General features: G+C 68.4%; 15 protein-coding genes and 1 riboswitch. Of the genes, 10 read left to right on the top strand and 5 right to left on the bottom strand.

The features are described from left to right. Positions 1 to 17: 17 nt before the first annotated feature. Positions 18 to 1859 carry a von Willebrand factor type A domain-containing protein gene (locus tag NR798_RS22515; RefSeq protein WP_375773541.1) on the top strand — a complete coding sequence of 614 codons (1842 nt, stop codon included), beginning with the start codon at positions 18 to 20 and terminating at the stop codon, positions 1857 to 1859. Between the two features lie 78 nt (positions 1860 to 1937). On the opposite strand, the gene NR798_RS22510 is transcribed toward NR798_RS22515, so the two are convergent. Then, positions 1938 to 2699: an SDR family oxidoreductase gene (locus NR798_RS22510; RefSeq protein ID WP_375773540.1), complete on the bottom strand. Its 762-nt coding sequence runs from the start codon at positions 2697 to 2699 to the stop codon at positions 1938 to 1940. Between the two features lie 204 nt (positions 2700 to 2903). Beyond that, positions 2904 to 2973: riboswitch (S-adenosyl-L-homocysteine riboswitch) on the top strand. 68 nt (positions 2974 to 3041) lie between these two features. On the opposite strand from NR798_RS22510, the gene ahcY reads away from it, so the two are divergent. The 4 genes from ahcY (at position 3042) to NR798_RS22490 (ending at position 7275) form a co-directional block, all read left to right on the top strand. Beyond that, positions 3042 to 4460, top strand: coding sequence for an adenosylhomocysteinase (gene ahcY, locus NR798_RS22505; protein WP_375773539.1), 1419 nt, complete (start codon positions 3042 to 3044; stop codon positions 4458 to 4460). A 616-nt stretch (positions 4461 to 5076) separates the two neighbouring features. Beyond that, entirely contained in the window at positions 5077 to 6240 is a 1164-nt protein-coding gene (locus NR798_RS22500) for an ATP-binding protein (RefSeq protein ID WP_375773538.1), read from the top strand. Then, a complete protein-coding gene (locus tag NR798_RS22495) occupies positions 6237 to 6587 on the top strand; it encodes a response regulator (protein WP_375773537.1) in 351 nt (116 codons plus the stop codon). The genes NR798_RS22500 and NR798_RS22495 overlap by 4 nt, the downstream gene beginning before the upstream one ends. A gap of 205 nt (positions 6588 to 6792) precedes the next feature. Then, positions 6793 to 7275, top strand: coding sequence for a hypothetical protein (locus NR798_RS22490; RefSeq protein ID WP_375773536.1), 483 nt, complete (start codon positions 6793 to 6795; stop codon positions 7273 to 7275). A gap of 49 nt (positions 7276 to 7324) precedes the next feature. Here NR798_RS22490 and NR798_RS22485 read toward each other — a convergent pair whose 3' ends face one another. Then, entirely contained in the window at positions 7325 to 8539 is a 1215-nt protein-coding gene (locus tag NR798_RS22485; protein WP_375773535.1) for a PLP-dependent aminotransferase family protein, read from the bottom strand. Between the two features lie 385 nt (positions 8540 to 8924). Between NR798_RS22485 and NR798_RS22480 the strand changes: the two genes are divergently transcribed. The 5 genes from NR798_RS22480 (at position 8925) to NR798_RS22460 (ending at position 13555) form a co-directional block, all read left to right on the top strand. Then, the gene (locus NR798_RS22480; protein ID WP_375773534.1) at positions 8925 to 10124 is read left to right on the top strand and encodes a cytochrome P450; all 1200 of its coding nucleotides are present in this window, start codon (positions 8925 to 8927) and stop codon (positions 10122 to 10124) included. Positions 10125 to 10252: 128 nt separating this feature from the next. Next, positions 10253 to 11185 carry an L-tyrosine/L-tryptophan isonitrile synthase family protein gene (locus NR798_RS22475; protein ID WP_375773533.1) on the top strand — a complete coding sequence of 311 codons (933 nt, stop codon included), beginning with the start codon at positions 10253 to 10255 and terminating at the stop codon, positions 11183 to 11185. A 284-nt stretch (positions 11186 to 11469) separates the two neighbouring features. After that, a complete protein-coding gene (locus NR798_RS22470; protein WP_375773807.1) occupies positions 11470 to 12555 on the top strand; it encodes a cytochrome P450 in 1086 nt (361 codons plus the stop codon). Beyond that, the gene (locus NR798_RS22465; protein WP_375773532.1) at positions 12552 to 12794 is read left to right on the top strand and encodes a ferredoxin; all 243 of its coding nucleotides are present in this window, start codon (positions 12552 to 12554) and stop codon (positions 12792 to 12794) included. Before NR798_RS22470 ends, NR798_RS22465 begins: the two co-directional genes overlap by 4 nt. A 359-nt stretch (positions 12795 to 13153) precedes the next feature. Next, positions 13154 to 13555 carry a DUF1801 domain-containing protein gene (locus NR798_RS22460; RefSeq protein WP_375773531.1) on the top strand — a complete coding sequence of 134 codons (402 nt, stop codon included), beginning with the start codon at positions 13154 to 13156 and terminating at the stop codon, positions 13553 to 13555. Positions 13556 to 13588: 33 nt separating this feature from the next. Here the strand turns inward: NR798_RS22460 and NR798_RS22455 are convergent, their stop codons facing one another. From NR798_RS22455 to NR798_RS22445, 3 genes are all read right to left on the bottom strand, one after another. Continuing rightward, positions 13589 to 15571 (bottom strand): methyl-accepting chemotaxis protein, encoded by a 1983-nt coding sequence (locus NR798_RS22455; protein WP_375773530.1) that lies wholly within the window; start codon positions 15569 to 15571, stop codon positions 13589 to 13591. Between the two features lie 191 nt (positions 15572 to 15762). Further along, on the bottom strand, positions 15763 to 16218 hold the full coding sequence (locus tag NR798_RS22450; RefSeq protein WP_375773529.1) for a hypothetical protein: 456 nt from the start codon (positions 16216 to 16218) through the stop codon (positions 15763 to 15765). A 108-nt stretch (positions 16219 to 16326) separates the two neighbouring features. Then, positions 16327 to 16752: a hypothetical protein gene (locus NR798_RS22445; protein ID WP_375773528.1), complete on the bottom strand. Its 426-nt coding sequence runs from the start codon at positions 16750 to 16752 to the stop codon at positions 16327 to 16329. Positions 16753 to 16842 lie beyond the last annotated feature (90 nt).

Raw genomic sequence — 16842 nt, 5'->3', positions numbered from 1 at the left:
AAACAACCGGAGCGCACATGTCCTCGACCAAGCTGAACCGCCTGACCCGCTGGGGGAGCGCCGCCCTCGCCCTGAGCCTCGTTCCTGCGTGCAGCACCTCGCCCGGCACCAGGGCCTCTGCCATCGAATGGCAGTCCCAGACGAAAGAGGCGCCGAAGGACGACGCCGCCCCTGCCCCGGAAGAAGCCGGGGTCGCGCAGGCCGAGACCGAGGGCGCTCCGGCCAATGGCGCCGTGTACGAGAAGTCCGAGGCCGCCGACGCGAAGGCCGACGTCGCCATGCCGAGCCCGAAGCAGGCGCCCGCCAAGGCCGCCGCCGGTGCCATGGCTCCCGTGGAGAGCCGCCGTGAGGCGAAGCCCGCCGAGCCGAGTATGGCAATGGGCCGGGTAGCCGTGGCCCCCGCTACGCCTCCGCCGCCTCCTCCGTCTCCGGCGAGGTCGATGCCCGCGGGGGGCATGGCCATGCAACAGCAGCCGGAGCCGCAGTCGCAGGGCAACAGCTTCACCCACCACGCCGCCAACGCCTTCACCGAGACGGCCAAGGACCGCTTCTCCACCTTCGCGGTGGACGTGGACACGGCGTCGTACGCGGTGTCGCGCCGCTACCTCAACCAGGGCGCCCTGCCGCCGCACGCGGCCGTCCGGGTCGAGGAGTTCGTCAACTACTTCAAGTACCGCTACACCCCGCCCGAGCAGGGCGCCTTCACCGTGCACCTCGAGGGAGCGCCCTCGCCCTTCAACGCCAACCGCCAGTTCGTGCGCGTGGGAGTGCAGGGCAAGGTCGTCTCGCGCTCGCAGCGCAAGCCCGCGCACCTGGTCTTCCTGGTGGACACCAGCGGCTCCATGAGCCAGCAGGACAAGCTGCCGCTGGCCAAGGAGGCGATGAAGCTGGCGGTGAAGAACCTCAACGAGAACGACACGGTGGCCATCGTCACCTACGCGGGCAGCACCCGCGACGTGCTCTCCCCCACCCCGGCCACCAACCTGGAGAGCATCTACAAGGCCATCGACACGCTGGAGTCCGGTGGCGGCACGGCCATGGGCTCGGGCATGCAGATGGCGTACAAGCACGCGGTGAAGAAGGCCTCGGGCAGCTCGGTGGCGCGCGTGGTGGTTCTCACGGACGGTGACGCCAACATCGGCCCCAACGTCTCCGCGGACGCCATGCTCAACAGCATCCAGGGTTACGTGAAGGAGGGCGTCACCCTGTCCGCCATCGGCTTCGGCATGGGCAACTACCGGGATGATCTGATGGAGAAGCTGGCCGACAAGGGCAACGGCAACTGCTTCTACATCGACAGCTACAAGGAGGCCAAGAAGGTCTTCGAGACGCAGCTCACCGGGACGCTGGAGGTCATCGCGAAGGACGTGAAGATCCAGGTGGAGTTCGACCCGAAGGTGGTGAGCCGCTACCGGCTGGTGGGCTACGAGAACCGGGACATCGCCGACAAGGACTTCCGTGACGACAAGGTGGACGCGGGGGAGATCGGCGCGGGCCACAGCGTGACGGCGATGTACGAGGTGGAGCTGACGGGCGAGAAGGCGCCGCTGGGTACGGTGCGCATCCGCGCCAAGGCGCCCAACGGCACCGAGGCGGCCGAGCAGGCCTTCCCCTTCGAGCAGAAGATGCTGCGGGCGACGCTGGATGGGGCCTCGGCGGACTTCCGCTTCGCGCTGGCGGTGGCGGCCACGGCGGACGTGCTGCGCGGCAGCCCGAGCGCCCAGGGGTGGAACCTGGCCACGGCGCAGAAGCTCGCCGAGGGCGCCATCGACGGCCAAACGGACCGCGAGGAGTTCTCGAAGCTGGTGGCGCGGGCGCGCGGCCTGCTGGGTACCTCCATGGCTCGCGACGGCCGCTAGAACAAACGAGAAGCGCTGATACTCCAGGGCTCCAGGCACCTTCGGGTTCCTGGGGCCCTTTCTTCTGCGGGAGCCGCGCTACTGCGCGACGAGGCCGCCGTCCACCGGGAGCGCGACGCCCGTGATGAAGGACGCCGCGCCCGAGCACAGCCACACCAGGGCCTCGGCCGCCTCCTCCGGCGTCCCCATCCGGCCCACCGGCTCCGACGCGATCACCGCGGCCTCGATCTCCGGGTTGTGGTCCGTGGCCACCGTGATCATCGGCGTGCGGATGACCCCCGGGCACACCGCGTTGATGCGGATGTTCGCCTTCGCGTACTCCAGCGCGGCCGTCTTCGTGAGCCCCACCACCCCATGCTTGGCGGCCACGTACGCCGGTGCCATCTGCACTCCCACCAGCCCCGCCGCCGAGGCGGTGTTGACGATGCTACCGCCCCCCTGCTTCAGCATCTGCTGGATCTCCTGCTTCATGCACAGCCACACCCCCTTGAGGTTCGTGGCCATGATCCGGTCCCACATGTCCTCGGGGTAGTCCCCCGTAGGCGCCATGCTCCCGGAGATGCCCGCGTTGTTCACGGCGCAGTCCAGCCGCCCGAAGGCCTCCACCGCGCCTCGAATGAGCGCCTCCACCTCGGCCGGCTTCGAGACGTCGCAGCGGATGAAACGCGCCTCGCCCCCCTGCTTCTGGATGGCCGTTACCGTCTCCTCGCTCCCGGCGACGTTCACGTCGGAGACGATCACCCGCGCCCCCTCCTTCGCGAACAGCACCGCCGCCGCACGGCCAATCCCCGAACCGGCCCCCGTCACGAGTGCGGCCTTGCCTTCCAATCTCCTGCTCATGGTTCTCTCCCCCGTTTCCCGGTCACCGGACGCTCCGTCCGGGTGCACTCACGGTGACAAAGAAGCCCGCCAGGAGGAAGTTTTCCTGCCTGGAGCGCGGGTGGGCCCGCACACGGCCCCCAGCCCCACGCCCTCCCCCTCGCCCGGCCCCTCGGGGGATTCACTTCTGTGGCGACAAGGGCCCCGCTTGTTGTAGGTTCCGCCCCACCTGAGGAGCGCTGCAACGGGGGTCCTCCCCGCCAGGCTCAGGTTCTTGCAACGGCGCTCGCTGACTCGTGGCTGGATGCCCGGGAGGCGAGCAGGTCCCGTCTGCCACATCCAGCCCCTGCCGAGGAGCACTGCATGCGGGCTGCAATCGATCTGACCAAGTTCACCGACTACCGCGTCGCCGACATCAAGCTGGCCGACTGGGGCCGCAAGGAGATCGCGATCGCCGAGACCGAGATGCCCGGTCTCATGGCCATCCGCGACGAGTTCGCCAAGACCCAGCCCCTCAAGGGCGCTCGCGTCGCTGGCTCGCTCCACATGACCATCCAGACCGCCGTCCTCATCCAGACCCTGGAGGCGATCGGCGCCGAGGTCCGCTGGGCGTCGTGCAACATCTTCTCCACCCAGGACCACGCCGCGGCCGCCATCGCCGCCGGCGGTACCCCCGTGTTCGCCCACAAGGGCGAGTCGCTCGAGGAGTACTGGGAGTACACCCACCGCATCTTCGACTGGGCCGACGGTGGCACGCCCAACATGATCCTCGATGACGGTGGCGACGCCACCCTGCTCATCCACCTGGGCACCCGCGCCGAGAAGGACATCTCCGTCCTCAACAACCCTGGCAGCGAGGAGGAGACCATCCTCTTCGCCTCCATCAAGAAGCAGCTCGCGGCCAAGCCCGGCTGGTACTCGAAGATCCTCAAGAACATCCAGGGCGTCACCGAGGAGACCACCACGGGCGTCCACCGCCTGTACCAGATGGCCAAGGACGGGAAGCTCGCGTTCCCCGCCATCAACGTCAACGACTCGGTGACCAAGTCCAAGTTCGACAACGTCTACGGCTGCCGCGAGTCCCTGGTGGACGCCATCAAGCGCGCCACCGACGTGATGATCGCCGGCAAGGTGGCCGTGGTGTGCGGCTACGGGGACGTGGGCAAGGGCTCGGCGCAGGCGCTGCGCGGCCTGCAGGCCCAGGTGTGGGTGACCGAGATCGATCCCATCTGCGCGCTGCAGGCGGCGATGGAGGGGTACCGGGTCGTCACCATGGAGTACGCGGCGGACAAGGCCGACATCTTCGTGACCGCCACGGGCAACTACCAGGTCATCACCCACGATCACATGAAGCGCATGAAGAACAATGCGATCGTGTGCAACATCGGCCACTTCGACAACGAGATCGATGTGGCGAGCCTCAAGCAGTACAAGTGGGAGAACATCAAGCCGCAGGTGGACCACATCATCTTCCCGGACAACAAGCGCATCATCCTGTTGGCCGAGGGGCGGCTGGTGAACCTGGGCTGCGGCACCGGCCACCCCAGCTACGTGATGAGCTCGTCCTTCGCCAACCAGGTGCTGGCGCAGGTGGAGATCTTCACCAATCCGGGCAAGTACAAGCCGGGCGTGTACATCCTGCCGCGGCACCTGGATGAGAAGGTGGCCCGCCTCCAGCTCACCAAGCTGGGCGCGATGCTGTCCGAGCTCACCGATGCCCAGGCGAAGTACATCGGCGTCTCCAAGCAGGGTCCCTTCAAGGGCGACCACTACCGCTACTAGAAAGCATCGCTTGGAGGTTTACTCCCGGGAGCCGTCGAGTGCTCCCGGGAGTTTCGCGCCCGATGCGCGACACCGCGGTCTGCTGCGAGGCCTTCGTCCGGGCGCGCAGCACCCCGAGCATTTTCAATCCCGGATTCCAGTCCTTGCCCCTCGAGCGGCCCGCCCTTCTGGAGCCTCGCCTCGGCCGCACTGCAGATCTGGCTCCTCCCCAACCAGCGCGGACTGAAGCCCGACGCGGCAGGCAGCACGCGACGGCGCAGCTTCGTACAGCCCCTCGTCCGCCGGTGATGCCCGCCTCGAAAAGTCGAGCGCGTGGGTCGCTCACCGCACAAACCGGAAGATTTTACCGGATCCCGGGCTGTCGTTTTTTCAGTGTCAGCCGGGATGACGCCGTTCCCGTCGAGCCAGCGACCCGCTCGCTGTTCGCCGACTGACCTTCAAACCCCCAAACTTACAGGGAAAAAACTACAGCTGGCCGACGCCGCCCCCATGCGCCGGGGATGGCATCGCGATTGCTTTGGGCGCTGCCGGTTCAGGGGAAGGGGGTGGTGACACAGCGCAACCAGGAGAAACGCGCGTGAAAGTGGCCAAGCAGAGCGTCGCCAGGACCGAAGCAATGAGTGGATCTCAATCCGCACACCCAATGGAACTCCACTACCGGCTTGTCGTGCAGGGCATGGAAGAAGGAGTCGTCTTCCACGATCAGGAGGGCGTCATCCGCGCCACCAACCCGAGTGCGGAGCGCATCCTGCGCATCCCAGCCGATGCGCTGCTCGGCAGACGCTCCGTGCTCGAGCGCTGTAATCCGTTTCAGGAGGACGGCAACCCGTTCCCCTTGGAGCGTTGTCCCGCGCTGGTGTGCCTGCACACCGGGCAATCCGAGCGCGGACTGATCATTGGAATCCGGCGCGCGGGGGGAGAGCTCAGCTGGCTCTCGTTCACCTCCCATCCCCTGGCGCGCGCGGATGGAAGCCGCGCCGGCGTGGTCACCTCGTTCCGTGACATCACCGAGCTTCGGGAACGCGAGACGCAGAACACGCGCCGCATCCTGGAGGTCAGCAACACCGTGCGCCTGCACGATGCGTTTCTGGCGACCGCGGCCCACGAGCTGCGCACGCCCCTGACGGCGCTCCGGCTACAGATGCAGAACCTCCTGCACCGCGTCAGCAGCGGAGCGGGCCTGGCGGTGGAGGTGCTCACCACGAAGCTGCAGGCCTCCGTCCGGCAGACCGAGCGGCTCAATGCGCTCATCGACCTGCTCCTGGACGTCTCGCGGATGACCGTGGGGCGTATCGAGCTGAAGCGCACGAGCGTGGACCTGGCGGAGCTCACCCGGGAGCTCCTGGCTCACAACGCGGACGAGCTCGCCGCGGGCGGCATCGAGGTCACGCTGGAGGCGGAGCCGGTCACCGGGGAGTGGGATGTGGCGCGGCTCGAACAGGTGGTGGGCAACCTGCTCTCCAACGCGTTGAAGTACGGCAACCGCAAGCCGGTGCACCTCAAGGTCCGCCGGGAGGGGGCCTTCGCCGTGCTGACGGTGACGGACACGGGGCTGGGCGTACCGGCGTCGGAACACCGGCGCATCTTCGAGCGCTTCGAGCGCGCCCACCACGGCGGTCAGTCGGGCATGGGGCTCGGGCTGTGGATCGTCCGGGAAATCGTCGATGCCCATGGCGGAAGCATCGAGCTCGCCAGCGTTCCGGAGGAAGGCTCGACCTTCACGGTCCGGCTGCCGCTGCCCCCCACCCCGGAAGCCGGAGTGCCCGAGGAGGGCTCATGACGAGGCAACCCACGGCCCTCCTCGTCGAAGACGACGGTGCCATCCGGGAGGCGTTGACCGAGCTGCTGGAGACGAGGGGCTACCAGGTCAACGCCGTCGCCACCGCCGAGCAGGGAATGGCGCGCCTGCGCGCGGAGGGGGTCTGCCTGCTGGTGACGGACTACGTCCTGCCGGGAAAATCCGGAGGCTGGCTGGTGCGACAGGGCCGCGCCGAGGGGCTGCTTCAGACGACGCTCATCGTCATGGTCACCGCCCTGCTCCAGCCGCCGGAGCTCGCGGACGTCCGTGTCCTCCGCAAGCCATTGGACCTCGGGCAGCTGCTCGCGGAGGTGGGCCCGCGGAGATAATCACAAACTTTTCTCGGCGCCAGGCTCCCACGAAACTCCGCCAGGCCCGCTCTGGGATTGCCAGGCAGCAGGTTCGATTCCCGCCGCCCGCCCCCTCACCTGGCGCAGGCCGCTCGGCCGCGATGCGGTCGAGCGCGGGGGTTGTGTAGCGCAGGGGGCAGATACTTCTCTGGCAAATGGCAATCGGAGGGTATGAGGAACGCCTATGAGCGACGAGCGCACGCCTGCCGAGCCCGAAGTCATGGAGCCCACGTTCTGGCGGAAGAACGGCTGGACGGCCAGGGTCATCAAGAACGAGGACGACGACGGCTGGGCCGTGGAAATCCGCAAGCAGGGGCTCGCCGAGCCCGTCCTCATCAGTCCGTGGGTGATGGGCCGCGACAAGAAGAACCCCAAGCCCTTCGATGCGACGGCGTTCGCGACCTTCGTGAAAACGGCCTCGGAGGTGCTGGACCGCTCCGCGCGGCAGCGCGACCAGGCCCTGACCAAGAAGCTCTCCATCGCATGGGAGGGCCGCTGGTACGAGGTCCGGCTCGAGATCGTGGCCGATGAGTATGAGCCCCACGCGCTGCTCTCCGCCATCGACGACGCTGGCGCGACCGTCGCGAAGCATCGCGTGCCCGTGAACTTCAAGTTCAACAGAGACGTCGCCAACGAGTGGGTGCGCGGCGGCTTCTACGAGCCTTGAGCAGGCTCGCTGTCCACCAGACCGGTGGAGTTCCATCACCGCCCGGCGCTCAACCCTGGGCGGCGGCGATGACCGTGCCGAGCCGGCGCATGCCCTCCTCGATGAGCTCCGGCGGGCGGTTGGAGAAGTTCAGGCGCATGAACTCCGAGCGCGGTTCAGCGGCGAAGAAGGGGGAGCCGGGCACGAAGGCGACGCGCTTCTCGAGCGCCTGCGGGAAGAGGGTGTCCGCGCTCATGCCCCGCGGCAGCTCCACCCAGACGAACATGCCGCCATCCGGCTGCGTCCACCGGGTGCCCCGCGGCATCTGCTTCTCCAGCGAGGCGAGCATCGCCTGGCAGCGCTCACCGTAGACGGCGCGCAGTTTGTCCAGGTTGGCGTTGTAGTCGAAGCGCGACAGCAGCCGCGCCGTGGCGCGCTGCGCGACGGTGGCGGTGTGCAGGTCCGCCGACTGCTTGACGACGGTGAGGGGGCGGATGAGCTCGCACGGGCCCACGGCCCAGCCAATGCGCAGCCCGGGGGCCAGCGTCTTGGAGAACGTCCCCAGGGTGATGACCACGCCCTCGGTGTCGAGCGAGGCCAGCGACGGCAGGTGCGAGCCCCGGAAGCGCAGTTCCCCGTACGGGTTGTCCTCGAGGATGAGGATGCGGTGGCGCTGGGCGAAGCGCACCAGCGCGTGCCGGCGCTCCAGCGACAGCGTGGTGCCCGTGGGGTTCTGGAAGTTGGGGACCAGGTAGATGAGCTTGGGCTTGCGGCCGCCCCGCAGCAGCCCCTCCAGCTCGTCCACGCGCATGCCCTGGTCATCGCTGCCCACGACGGCGTAGGAGGCCTCGTACCCGCTGAACGTCTGGAGCGCGGCGAGGTAGCTGGGGTTCTCCACCACCACCACGTCGCCCGGGTCCAACATCACCTTGGCCACCAGGTCGATGCCCTGCTGCGAGCCGTTGGTGATGAGCACCTGCTCCGTCGTCGCGTGCAGGCCTTGTCCGCCCAGGTGCGAGCAGATCCACTCGCGCAGCGGCCCGTAGCCCTCGGTGGTGCTGTACTGCAGCGCGGCGCGGCCCTCCTCGGCGAACACCTCGGCGTGTGCCTGGGCGATGGCCTCCACCGGGAAGAGCTCGGGAGCCGGTAGCCCGCCCGCGAAGGAGAGCACGTCGGGCCGCTCGGCCACCTTGAGGATCTCCCGTGTGACGGAGTCCTTCATCCGCGACATGCGCTGGGCCAGCGGGAACGGCGGAGGGACGGGAAGGTTGATAGCCGCGGTCATGACCAGGCTCCTTTGCTCGGCATTGCCCCAATTCCTGTCATGTGCGGGATGGAAGGAATCCCTCGCGCTTGTGATGCCGCGCGTGCTCCGGACGTGCATTCGCTCGAATACCGAGCACCCAGGCCAGCTGAGGCGCTCCACCCACTGCTCTCACAAACCCATTTTGATTCTCAACCCCCGTGAGCCGCAGTGGGCCCGAATCCTTCTTCGACCTTGGCCCAATTCCTCTCATGTGCCGCCTGTCTCGCCGTACTCCCGTCCGGCCGCGCGATCCCACCACTGACGCGGTACCAGCCCCTCACCCCTGACTCGAGGCGCACCCGTGACCCTTGACGAATCCCTGCCCGACACCGAACCGAACACCCTGCCCGACCCGGTCCCGCTCATGGGCTGCCCCTACAAGGCCGACCCCTACCCCCTGTACGTGCGGATGCGTGAGGCCGGCCCGGTCCACCGCGTGCTCTTCCCCAGCGGCGTCCGGGCCTGGCTCGTCACCGGCTACGAGGCCGCGCGCTCCGCGCTGAGCGACGACCGCCTCGGCAAGAACCACGACCGGGGTAACGACAGCTGGCGGGCCCGCGCCGCGATCATGCCGGAGCCGCAGCACTCCCAGCTCCAGGTGCACCTGCTCCACCAGGACCCGCCCCGGCACACCCGCCTGCGCCGGTTCGTGACGGACGCCTTCACGGCCCGGCGCGTCGAACAGCTCCGCCCCCGTTTCCAGGAACTGGCCGACGCGCTCGTCGACGGGCTACCCCAGTACGGCCCCGCGGATCTGGTCACCGGCTTCGCCGCCCGCTTCCCCTTCCAGGTCCTCGCCGAAGTCATCGGTCTCCCACCCGAGTTGGCGGGCCGCTTCGATCGCGACTGGGGGAAGGTCGTCCAGCCCGTCGGCCCCACCGACCCCGGCCGGCCGCTGTACGAGGCACGCCTTCACGGCCTGCAGCGCTACATCGCCGACGTCGTCGCCCGCAAACGTGAGCACGGGGAGGACGACCTGCTCAGCCGCCTCGTCGTGGCCCGCGACCGCCATGAACTGACCCAGGAGGAACTGGGCTCGATGATCTTCCAGCTCCTCGTCGCAGGCCAGGAACCGGTCACCAACCAGATCACCACCGCCCTGATCGCCCTGCTCCGTCACCCCGAGCAGCTCGCCCGCCTCCGCGGCAACCCGGACCTGCTGCCCCGCGCCGTCGAGGAACTCCTGCGCTACGACAGCGCCTTCGAGCTGACCACCTGGCGCTTCTTCGACCGGGACAGCGACCTGCACGGCACGCGCGTCCCCGCTGGCGACTCGGTGATCGTCTCCCTGTGCGCCGCCAACCGCGACCCGCACCGCTTCCCCGACCCCGACACCCTCGACCTCGACCGCAGCCCCAACCCCCACCTCGCCTTCGGCCACGGCATCCACTTCTGCCCTGGCGCCACCCTCGCACGCACCGAACTCCAGATCGCCCTCGGCACCCTGCTCACCCGGCTGCCCGGCCTGCACCTGTCCATCAGAGAGGAGGACATCGAGTGGATCCCGGCCGTCCTCGGCCGCGGCACCAACCATCTGCCCGTCGGCTACGACCAACGCCTCTGACACCAGCACCCGGCTGACCGGGTCCGGCCGCGCACCGCCCGACCCGACCCCGGCCGACCGACCCCACCCACTACCCGACGGCGCCCGGCCACATCCCGCCCCAGCGCCATGCCTCCAGGAGCCCTGCAATGCAAATGATGACCGCCCCGGATGCCCTCTCCCAGAGCATCAGCGCCGCGATCCTGAACCTCCTCCTCCGTCACCACCGCACGACCGACCCGACCCCCGCCCCCGCGGAGGCGTTCCCTCATCAACTGCGCGGCATCGCCGCATTCGTACGCGACGGCGCCCCCATCGTCTTCACCCTGCCCGGCTTCGCCTGCAAGTCCCCCAACCCGGCCAAGGTCCTGGGCCACCTGCCCGACCAGGGAGAACGCCTCTCCCTCTCCTTCCTGGACACGCTGTGCACCGAGATCCAGCGGCTCCACGCGCCCGGCGCCCGCGTGATCATCTGCTCCGACGGCCACGTCTTCGGCGACCTCATCGGCGTCCCCGATGACCACATCGACGCCTACACCGACGAACTCCGCACACAGATAGGCCAATTGGGTCTGAAGAGACTGTGCGTCTTCGACCTGCGCGACGTCCTCGGCAACCTCCCGCACCCCGCGAAACGCGCCCACGTCCACGACCGCTACGCCCCCGCCCTGGACGACCTGCGCGCCGAGATCCACACCGACAACAACACCCTCGCCCTCTACCGGGGCATCACCCGCTTCCTCGTCGAGGACACCGCCCAGTGGCCCGGCACCCGCTCCGCGCTCCAGCGCGCCTGCCGGCAGCGTGCCTACGGCGTCATCCAGCGCAGCCGCGCCTGGGGCAACCTCATCGCCGAACACCACCCGAACGCCGTACGGCTGTCCATCCACCCCCAGCCCGTCGGCGCGCCCAAATTCGGCATCCGCCTCCTCGACGCCCCCGACGCCTGGACCACCCCCTGGCACTCGGCGGCCCTGCTCCGCGCGGACGGCACCTGGACCCTCATGCCACGCACGAAGGCCGCGGGACTCGGGCGCCTGGTGCACCTCGACGGCAAGCCCAGCCACTTCCAGCAGGTCTGATGAGCCCGCCCGCGAGCCTCCGGGCGCCCATGCTTCCACGGTCCGAGGCCGGCGTGCCACGGCTGACTCCCTCCCCGTTCGCCTGGGCCTCGAGGGGCCACCGACGAATCACACGGGCGCGGTCCCCACTCTGCCCACCTATGAGCACGAGGAACTCCAGTCATGGGGAGGCCCAGGCGCTCCCCGGTGCACCGCCGCACTATCCGTTCGGGCCCGTCCGGGCCTTGGACCTCCACCCGCGGTACGCGGAACTGTGCCGGGAGGAGCCGGTCAGCCGCGTGAGGATGCCATTCGGTGGTGAAGCATGGCTGCTGACCGGCTACGCCGAGATCAAGCAGTTCCTGGCCGATCCGAGGTTCAGCTCCCTGGAAGCCACGCAGCCGGATACCGCCCGGGTCACCCCCTTGCCGCTGCGGCCGGGAAACCTGCTCACGATGGATCCACCGGAACACACCCGGATCCGCCGCGTCGTGGCGAAGGCCTTCACGATGCGGCGGGTGGAGCTGCTGCGCGACCGGATCCGTGACGTGGTGGACGAGCAACTCGACCTGCTCGTTGCGCGGGGACCGCCGGCGGACCTGGTCGCCAGTCTGGCGGTCCCGCTGCCGGTCGTGATGATCTGCGAGCTGTTCGGCATCCCCTACGCGGAGCGGGAGCGGTTCCGCCGGTACTCCGACGTCCTCGTCGCCACCAGGGCCTATGACGCCGTCGAGGTCGACCAGTCCCGGACGGCGCTGGAGGAGTACTTCCAGGAGTTGCTGGAACAGCGCCGCTCATGCCCCACGGACGACCTCGTCAGCACCTTGCTGGAGGCGATGGACACCGAACGGCTGACACCGCTCGAGACCGCTCGAACCGGTATCGGGGTGCTCATGGCCGGCCACGAGACGTCGCTCAGCATGATCTCGAACAGCTGCTTCCTGTTGCTCTCCCATCGAGAGCTTTACGCCCGGCTGGTGGCCGAACCCTCGCTGCTGCCGACGGCGATCGAGGAACTGCTGCGGTACATCCCGCTGCGCTCGACCGGGAGCTTCCCGCGGCGAGCGACGGAGGACGTCGAGCTGGGCGGCGTACTGATCCGCAAGGGAGAGACGGTCATCTTCCAGCGCGCGGCCGCGGATCGTGACGAGCGCGTCTTCACGTGCCCCGAGAAGATCGACCTCGCCCGCAGACCCAACCCGCACCTCGGTTTCGGTCACGGGGCGCATCACTGCCTCGGGGCGTCGCTGGCCAGGGTCGAGTTGAGCCTCGCGATCGAGGGCCTGATCCGGAGGTTCCCGGACCTGCGGCTCGCAGTCCCCGTCGACGAGGTGCCGTGGAAGCCCGGGCTGATCGCCCGCTGCCCCGCCCGCCTCGAGGTGACGTGGTGAGCGCCGAAACCTCCCTGCCCCGCCGCTGGCGGGTGCGGGTCACGGAGAACTGTGCCGGCTGCGGAACGTGCGTCATGACGGCACACCGCTACTTCCACCTCGTGGACGGCTATTCACAAGCCCGGAACAGCGAGATCGAGCCGGACGACGCCGTGATCGCGGCGGCCGAGCTGTGCCCGATGACCGCCATCGAAGTGGTCGACGCCGACACCGGCGCCGAGGTGACACCCACGCCCTGAACCGGCGTTCGCGGGGGAGGAACGCGGCCATCCGGGTACATTCTCCACGCGGATCTGGTCAGTTGACTGACGGGCCACGGCCCGCCAAGGTGACCAACACAGGAGGAGACCCTGATGAGACTCACGCTCATGAACCTCTACGTGGAGCCGTCATCATCATGAAGGCGCCAGCGAATCCCGTGCGCAAGCCAGGCAAGGCAAAGCCGAAGGCCAAGGCCACGTCGCGCGCAAGCAAGCCACGCACGTCGGCCACCAGCTCCAAGTCCCCGCCGAAGGCAGGCGCGAAGGCCAAGCCAGGTGCGAGTGCGGCCAAGCCAGGTGCGAGTGCAGCCAAGCCAGGTGCGAGTGCGGCCAAGCCAGTGAAACTCCTTTCAGGCGGCAATCCGCAAATCGCGAAGGCCGACGGCGACGCCCCGGTGCAGGCGTACATCGCCGGGATGCCGGGCTGGAAGAGTGACGTCGGGCGCCGACTCGACGCGCTCATCGTGCGGAACGTGCCCAACGTGCGCAAGGCCGTGAAGTGGAACTCGCCCATGTATGGCATCGAAGGTCAGGGCTTGTTCCTGGGGTTCCACACCTTCACGCACTACGTCAAGGTGAGCTTCTTCCGCGGCACGTCGCTGCGACCCGTCCCACCCGGAGGCACGGGCAAGGACGCGCGTTGGATCGACATCCACGAGGACGATCTCGACGAGGCGCAGATGGCGGCCTGGGTGAAGCAGGCGGCCGCGTTGCCCGGCTGGGTTCCTGGCCAACCGTAACAGCCGCGTGGACCAGGCCGCTGCCTGGACCTCTCAGACGCGGCGCTCGTGCGCCCGCGTCTGGGCCGCGCCGTGCGGCAGGCGAAGGCCGGGAGTCGTGCTCCTGACGGGCCGGTAGGCCTCGGCCGCGTCCACCCGGAAGAAGCCCACCAGTTGCAGCAGGCTCTCCGCTTGCGCCGCCATCTCTTCCGCGGTGCTCGACAGCTCCTCCGCGGCCGCCGCGTTCTGCTGCGTCGCATCATTCAGGCCGAGCATCGCCCTGTTGATCTCCCCGACGCCCGACGACTGCTCGCTCGACGTGGCGGCGACGCCCTTCACCAGGTGCGAGGTCGTGTCGATCGACGGGACGAGGGCCTGGAGCAGCTGGCCGGATTGCTCGGCGATCTTCACGCTGTCCGAGGCGACCGTGCTGATCTGCTTCGCCGCGGTCTGGCTTCCCTCCGCGAGCTTGCGGACCTGGGACGCGACGACCGCGAAGCCCTTTCCGTGGTCGCCCGCACGCGCGGCCTCGATGGCGGCGTTCAGGGCGAGCAGGTTCGTCTGATAGGCGATCTCCTCGATGACGGAGATGCGCGAGGTGATCTGCTTCATCGCCTGCACCGTCTCGGTGACGGCCCGGCTGCTCTTCTCGGCGTCGGCCGCTCCCTTGGCCGCGAGCGTCTCCACCCGGCGGCTGCTGTCCGCGTTCTGGAGGATGGACGTGCTCATGCTCTTGAGGCTGCTGGTCATCTCCTCGAAGGTCGCGGCCTGCTCGCTCGCGCGGCTCGAGAGCGACTGGGACGTCTCCGAGAGCTGGGACGCGGCCGCCGAGAGCGCCGCGGCTCCGTCGCGGACCTCGCTGATCACCTGCGCCAGCCGATCCCGCATCGAGCGGAACGCGTTGGCGAGGACACCCACCTCATCCTCCGAGTGATGGTCGAGCCTTCCGGTGAGGTCGCCGTTCGCGATACGCATGGCGGCGCTGGAGATCATCTCGAGCGGCTTGGTGATGCGGCGGATGACGAGGAGGACGGCGCCACTGAGCACGAGCAGCGCGAGCGCTCCGAGCAGGAGCGTGAACTGGCTCAGCTCACGAGCCGGCGCGAGCACCTTGTCGAGGGGTGCGAAGACGGCGAGCGCCCACGGCGTCACGGTCTCCCCGATGCGGATGGGGACCACCACCTCGATGGCCCGGGCCCCGAGCACTTCCGAGGGGACCTGGCCCGAGAGCGCGGTGTGGTTCGCGAGGGCGGTCTTCACCAGCGACTCCGCGGGCGAGCCGTCGAGCTGCTTCGCGCGACGCTCCTCCGAGGGGTGCGCGACGAACGCGCCATTGTTCGACACGAGCAGCGCGTACCCCGTCTCGAAGGGGGTGATCTCCGAGACCTGCTTCTGGATCTGCTCGAGCGAGATGTCCGCGCCGACGGTCCCGACGAACCGGCCGTCGAGGAGGATGGGCACGGTGACGCTCGTGATCAGGGTGGGCTTGCCTCCGACGGGGTAGAGGTAGGGGTTGACGATCGTCTCCCGCCGGGTCTTGCGCGCGAGGAGGTAGTAGTCGCCCGTGCCCTCCTCCTCGTAATCGACGTTGGGCTCCAGCTCGACGCGTCCGGAACCTCGGGACCAATTGGAGATGTAGCGGCCGGTGGCGTCCGTACCAGGCGTATTCACGTACTTCGCATCGAGCCCGTCGAACGCATTCGGCTCCCACGTCGTCCAGATGCCGAGGAGCTTCGGATTGGCCTCGATGGCCTGCTTGAGCGCCGCATCCGCCAGCCGGCGATCGGCTGAACCGGCGACCTTCTGGGCCGCCAGGGCCTGTGCGAGCGTCCGGACGGGGATGAACGCGGCGTCGAGCTCCGAGTTGACCGTCCGCGCATAGCGCTCGGCCATCTGCGTCACCAGCTGATTCGCCTGCTCTTCAGCGACCCGCGACGACTGCCGGCTGACGACGAGAACGAGGAGGCCGAGTGCGATGCTGATGATGCTGCAAAGGGCGATGAGGAGCTTTGTCGCGAGGCTCTTGCTGAAGGACATGGGCAGGGAGCCAGTAGCATGGAGCGCGGTGCCGGCCGGAGCGACTCGGGAGCCAGCGCCTGGCTGCCCCCCTGTCCCCTTGGCTCGACTCCTCTGGCGCAAGCCCCATCGTCCTCACTCCCGAGAAAAGAAAAAGGGGTACACGCCCGTGAGCGTGCACCCCTTGGACTGGCGAAGCCGAGGCGAGCCGATCAGCCGGCGCGGAGCAGGTTGGCGACCTTGAACGCCGCGAACTGGCTCAGGTTGTACTTGTCGCCCTGCGCGGCAGGAGACTGGTCACCCTTGCGCGAGCTCATCAGGCCCTTGACCAGGTCCAGGACGCCGCCCGTGCTGTTGGTCTGCGAGCCCAGGCCGATGGCGGCGCCGAGACCCGTCTTGCTCAGGAGCGAACCGGCCTTGCCCAGCAGGCCACCGCCCAGGTTGCCGACGAGGCCGCCGATGATGCCCTTGAGGCCACCACCGTTGATGACGCTGTTCGCGATGCCGACGACCTTCGCGGCTCCCGCGATGAACGGCCCGACGCCCGGGATGAACGAGGCAATCTTCCCGAGGGGTCCGTTGAGGATGTTGTTCGCGAAGCCGACCGCCTTCTTGGCGAAGTCACCGATCTTGCTGAACGCCTTGCCGATGCTCTTGATAAAACCCATGGCGAACTCTCTTGTAGGGGATTGGAAAAGTGCTGCGTTGAAGGGATTATCGGGGGCCGCGGTTGGATGTTGCCGGGGGGCGTTCTTTTTCTAGAAAGCCTCGTGGAATCAGGGCTTTAGATTGGTCCGGCCCTTCTTCACCGCGTCATCGAGGCCGGGATCGGCCTTGGTTTCCACGGCCTTGCCGCCCTGGGAAGCCAGGTCCACGCCCTTCTTGCGAGGCTCCTCGAAACCGCTCGGGGCCTGGCCGGCCTTGAAGGCCTCGACGCTGGCGCGCACGTTGGCCTCGATGGCCTCGGCGGTGGGCGGCTCGACCCCCATCTTCCGCAGGTTCTCGTCGCTGACGACGAGGAACGCGGGCTCCACGCCCGGGTTGTTCATGTAGTACCCGACGGTGTTGACGAACACCTCGAGGTCCATCTCGAGCTCCGCGGCCATCTTCGCCACGTTGGGGTCCGCGAGGATCTTCGCGCGCAGCTCGGCGGAGATCGGTGGGGGGGCGTCGAGCTGCTCTACATCGGCTCCATTGCTCATTCGAACCTCGGGGGTGACGTTTGAGCGGGGGAGTATGGAGGTGTCTTCCCGGCGTTGTCGACCGCGCGATTCCTCGCTCCAAAAGAACCG

The organism is Archangium gephyra (assembly GCF_042230915.1).
GTDB lineage: Bacteria > Myxococcota > Myxococcia > Myxococcales > Myxococcaceae > Archangium > Archangium gephyra_B.
Note: the sequence above shows the minus strand (reverse complement) of the source record. Positions and strands in the feature narration are given on the sequence as shown.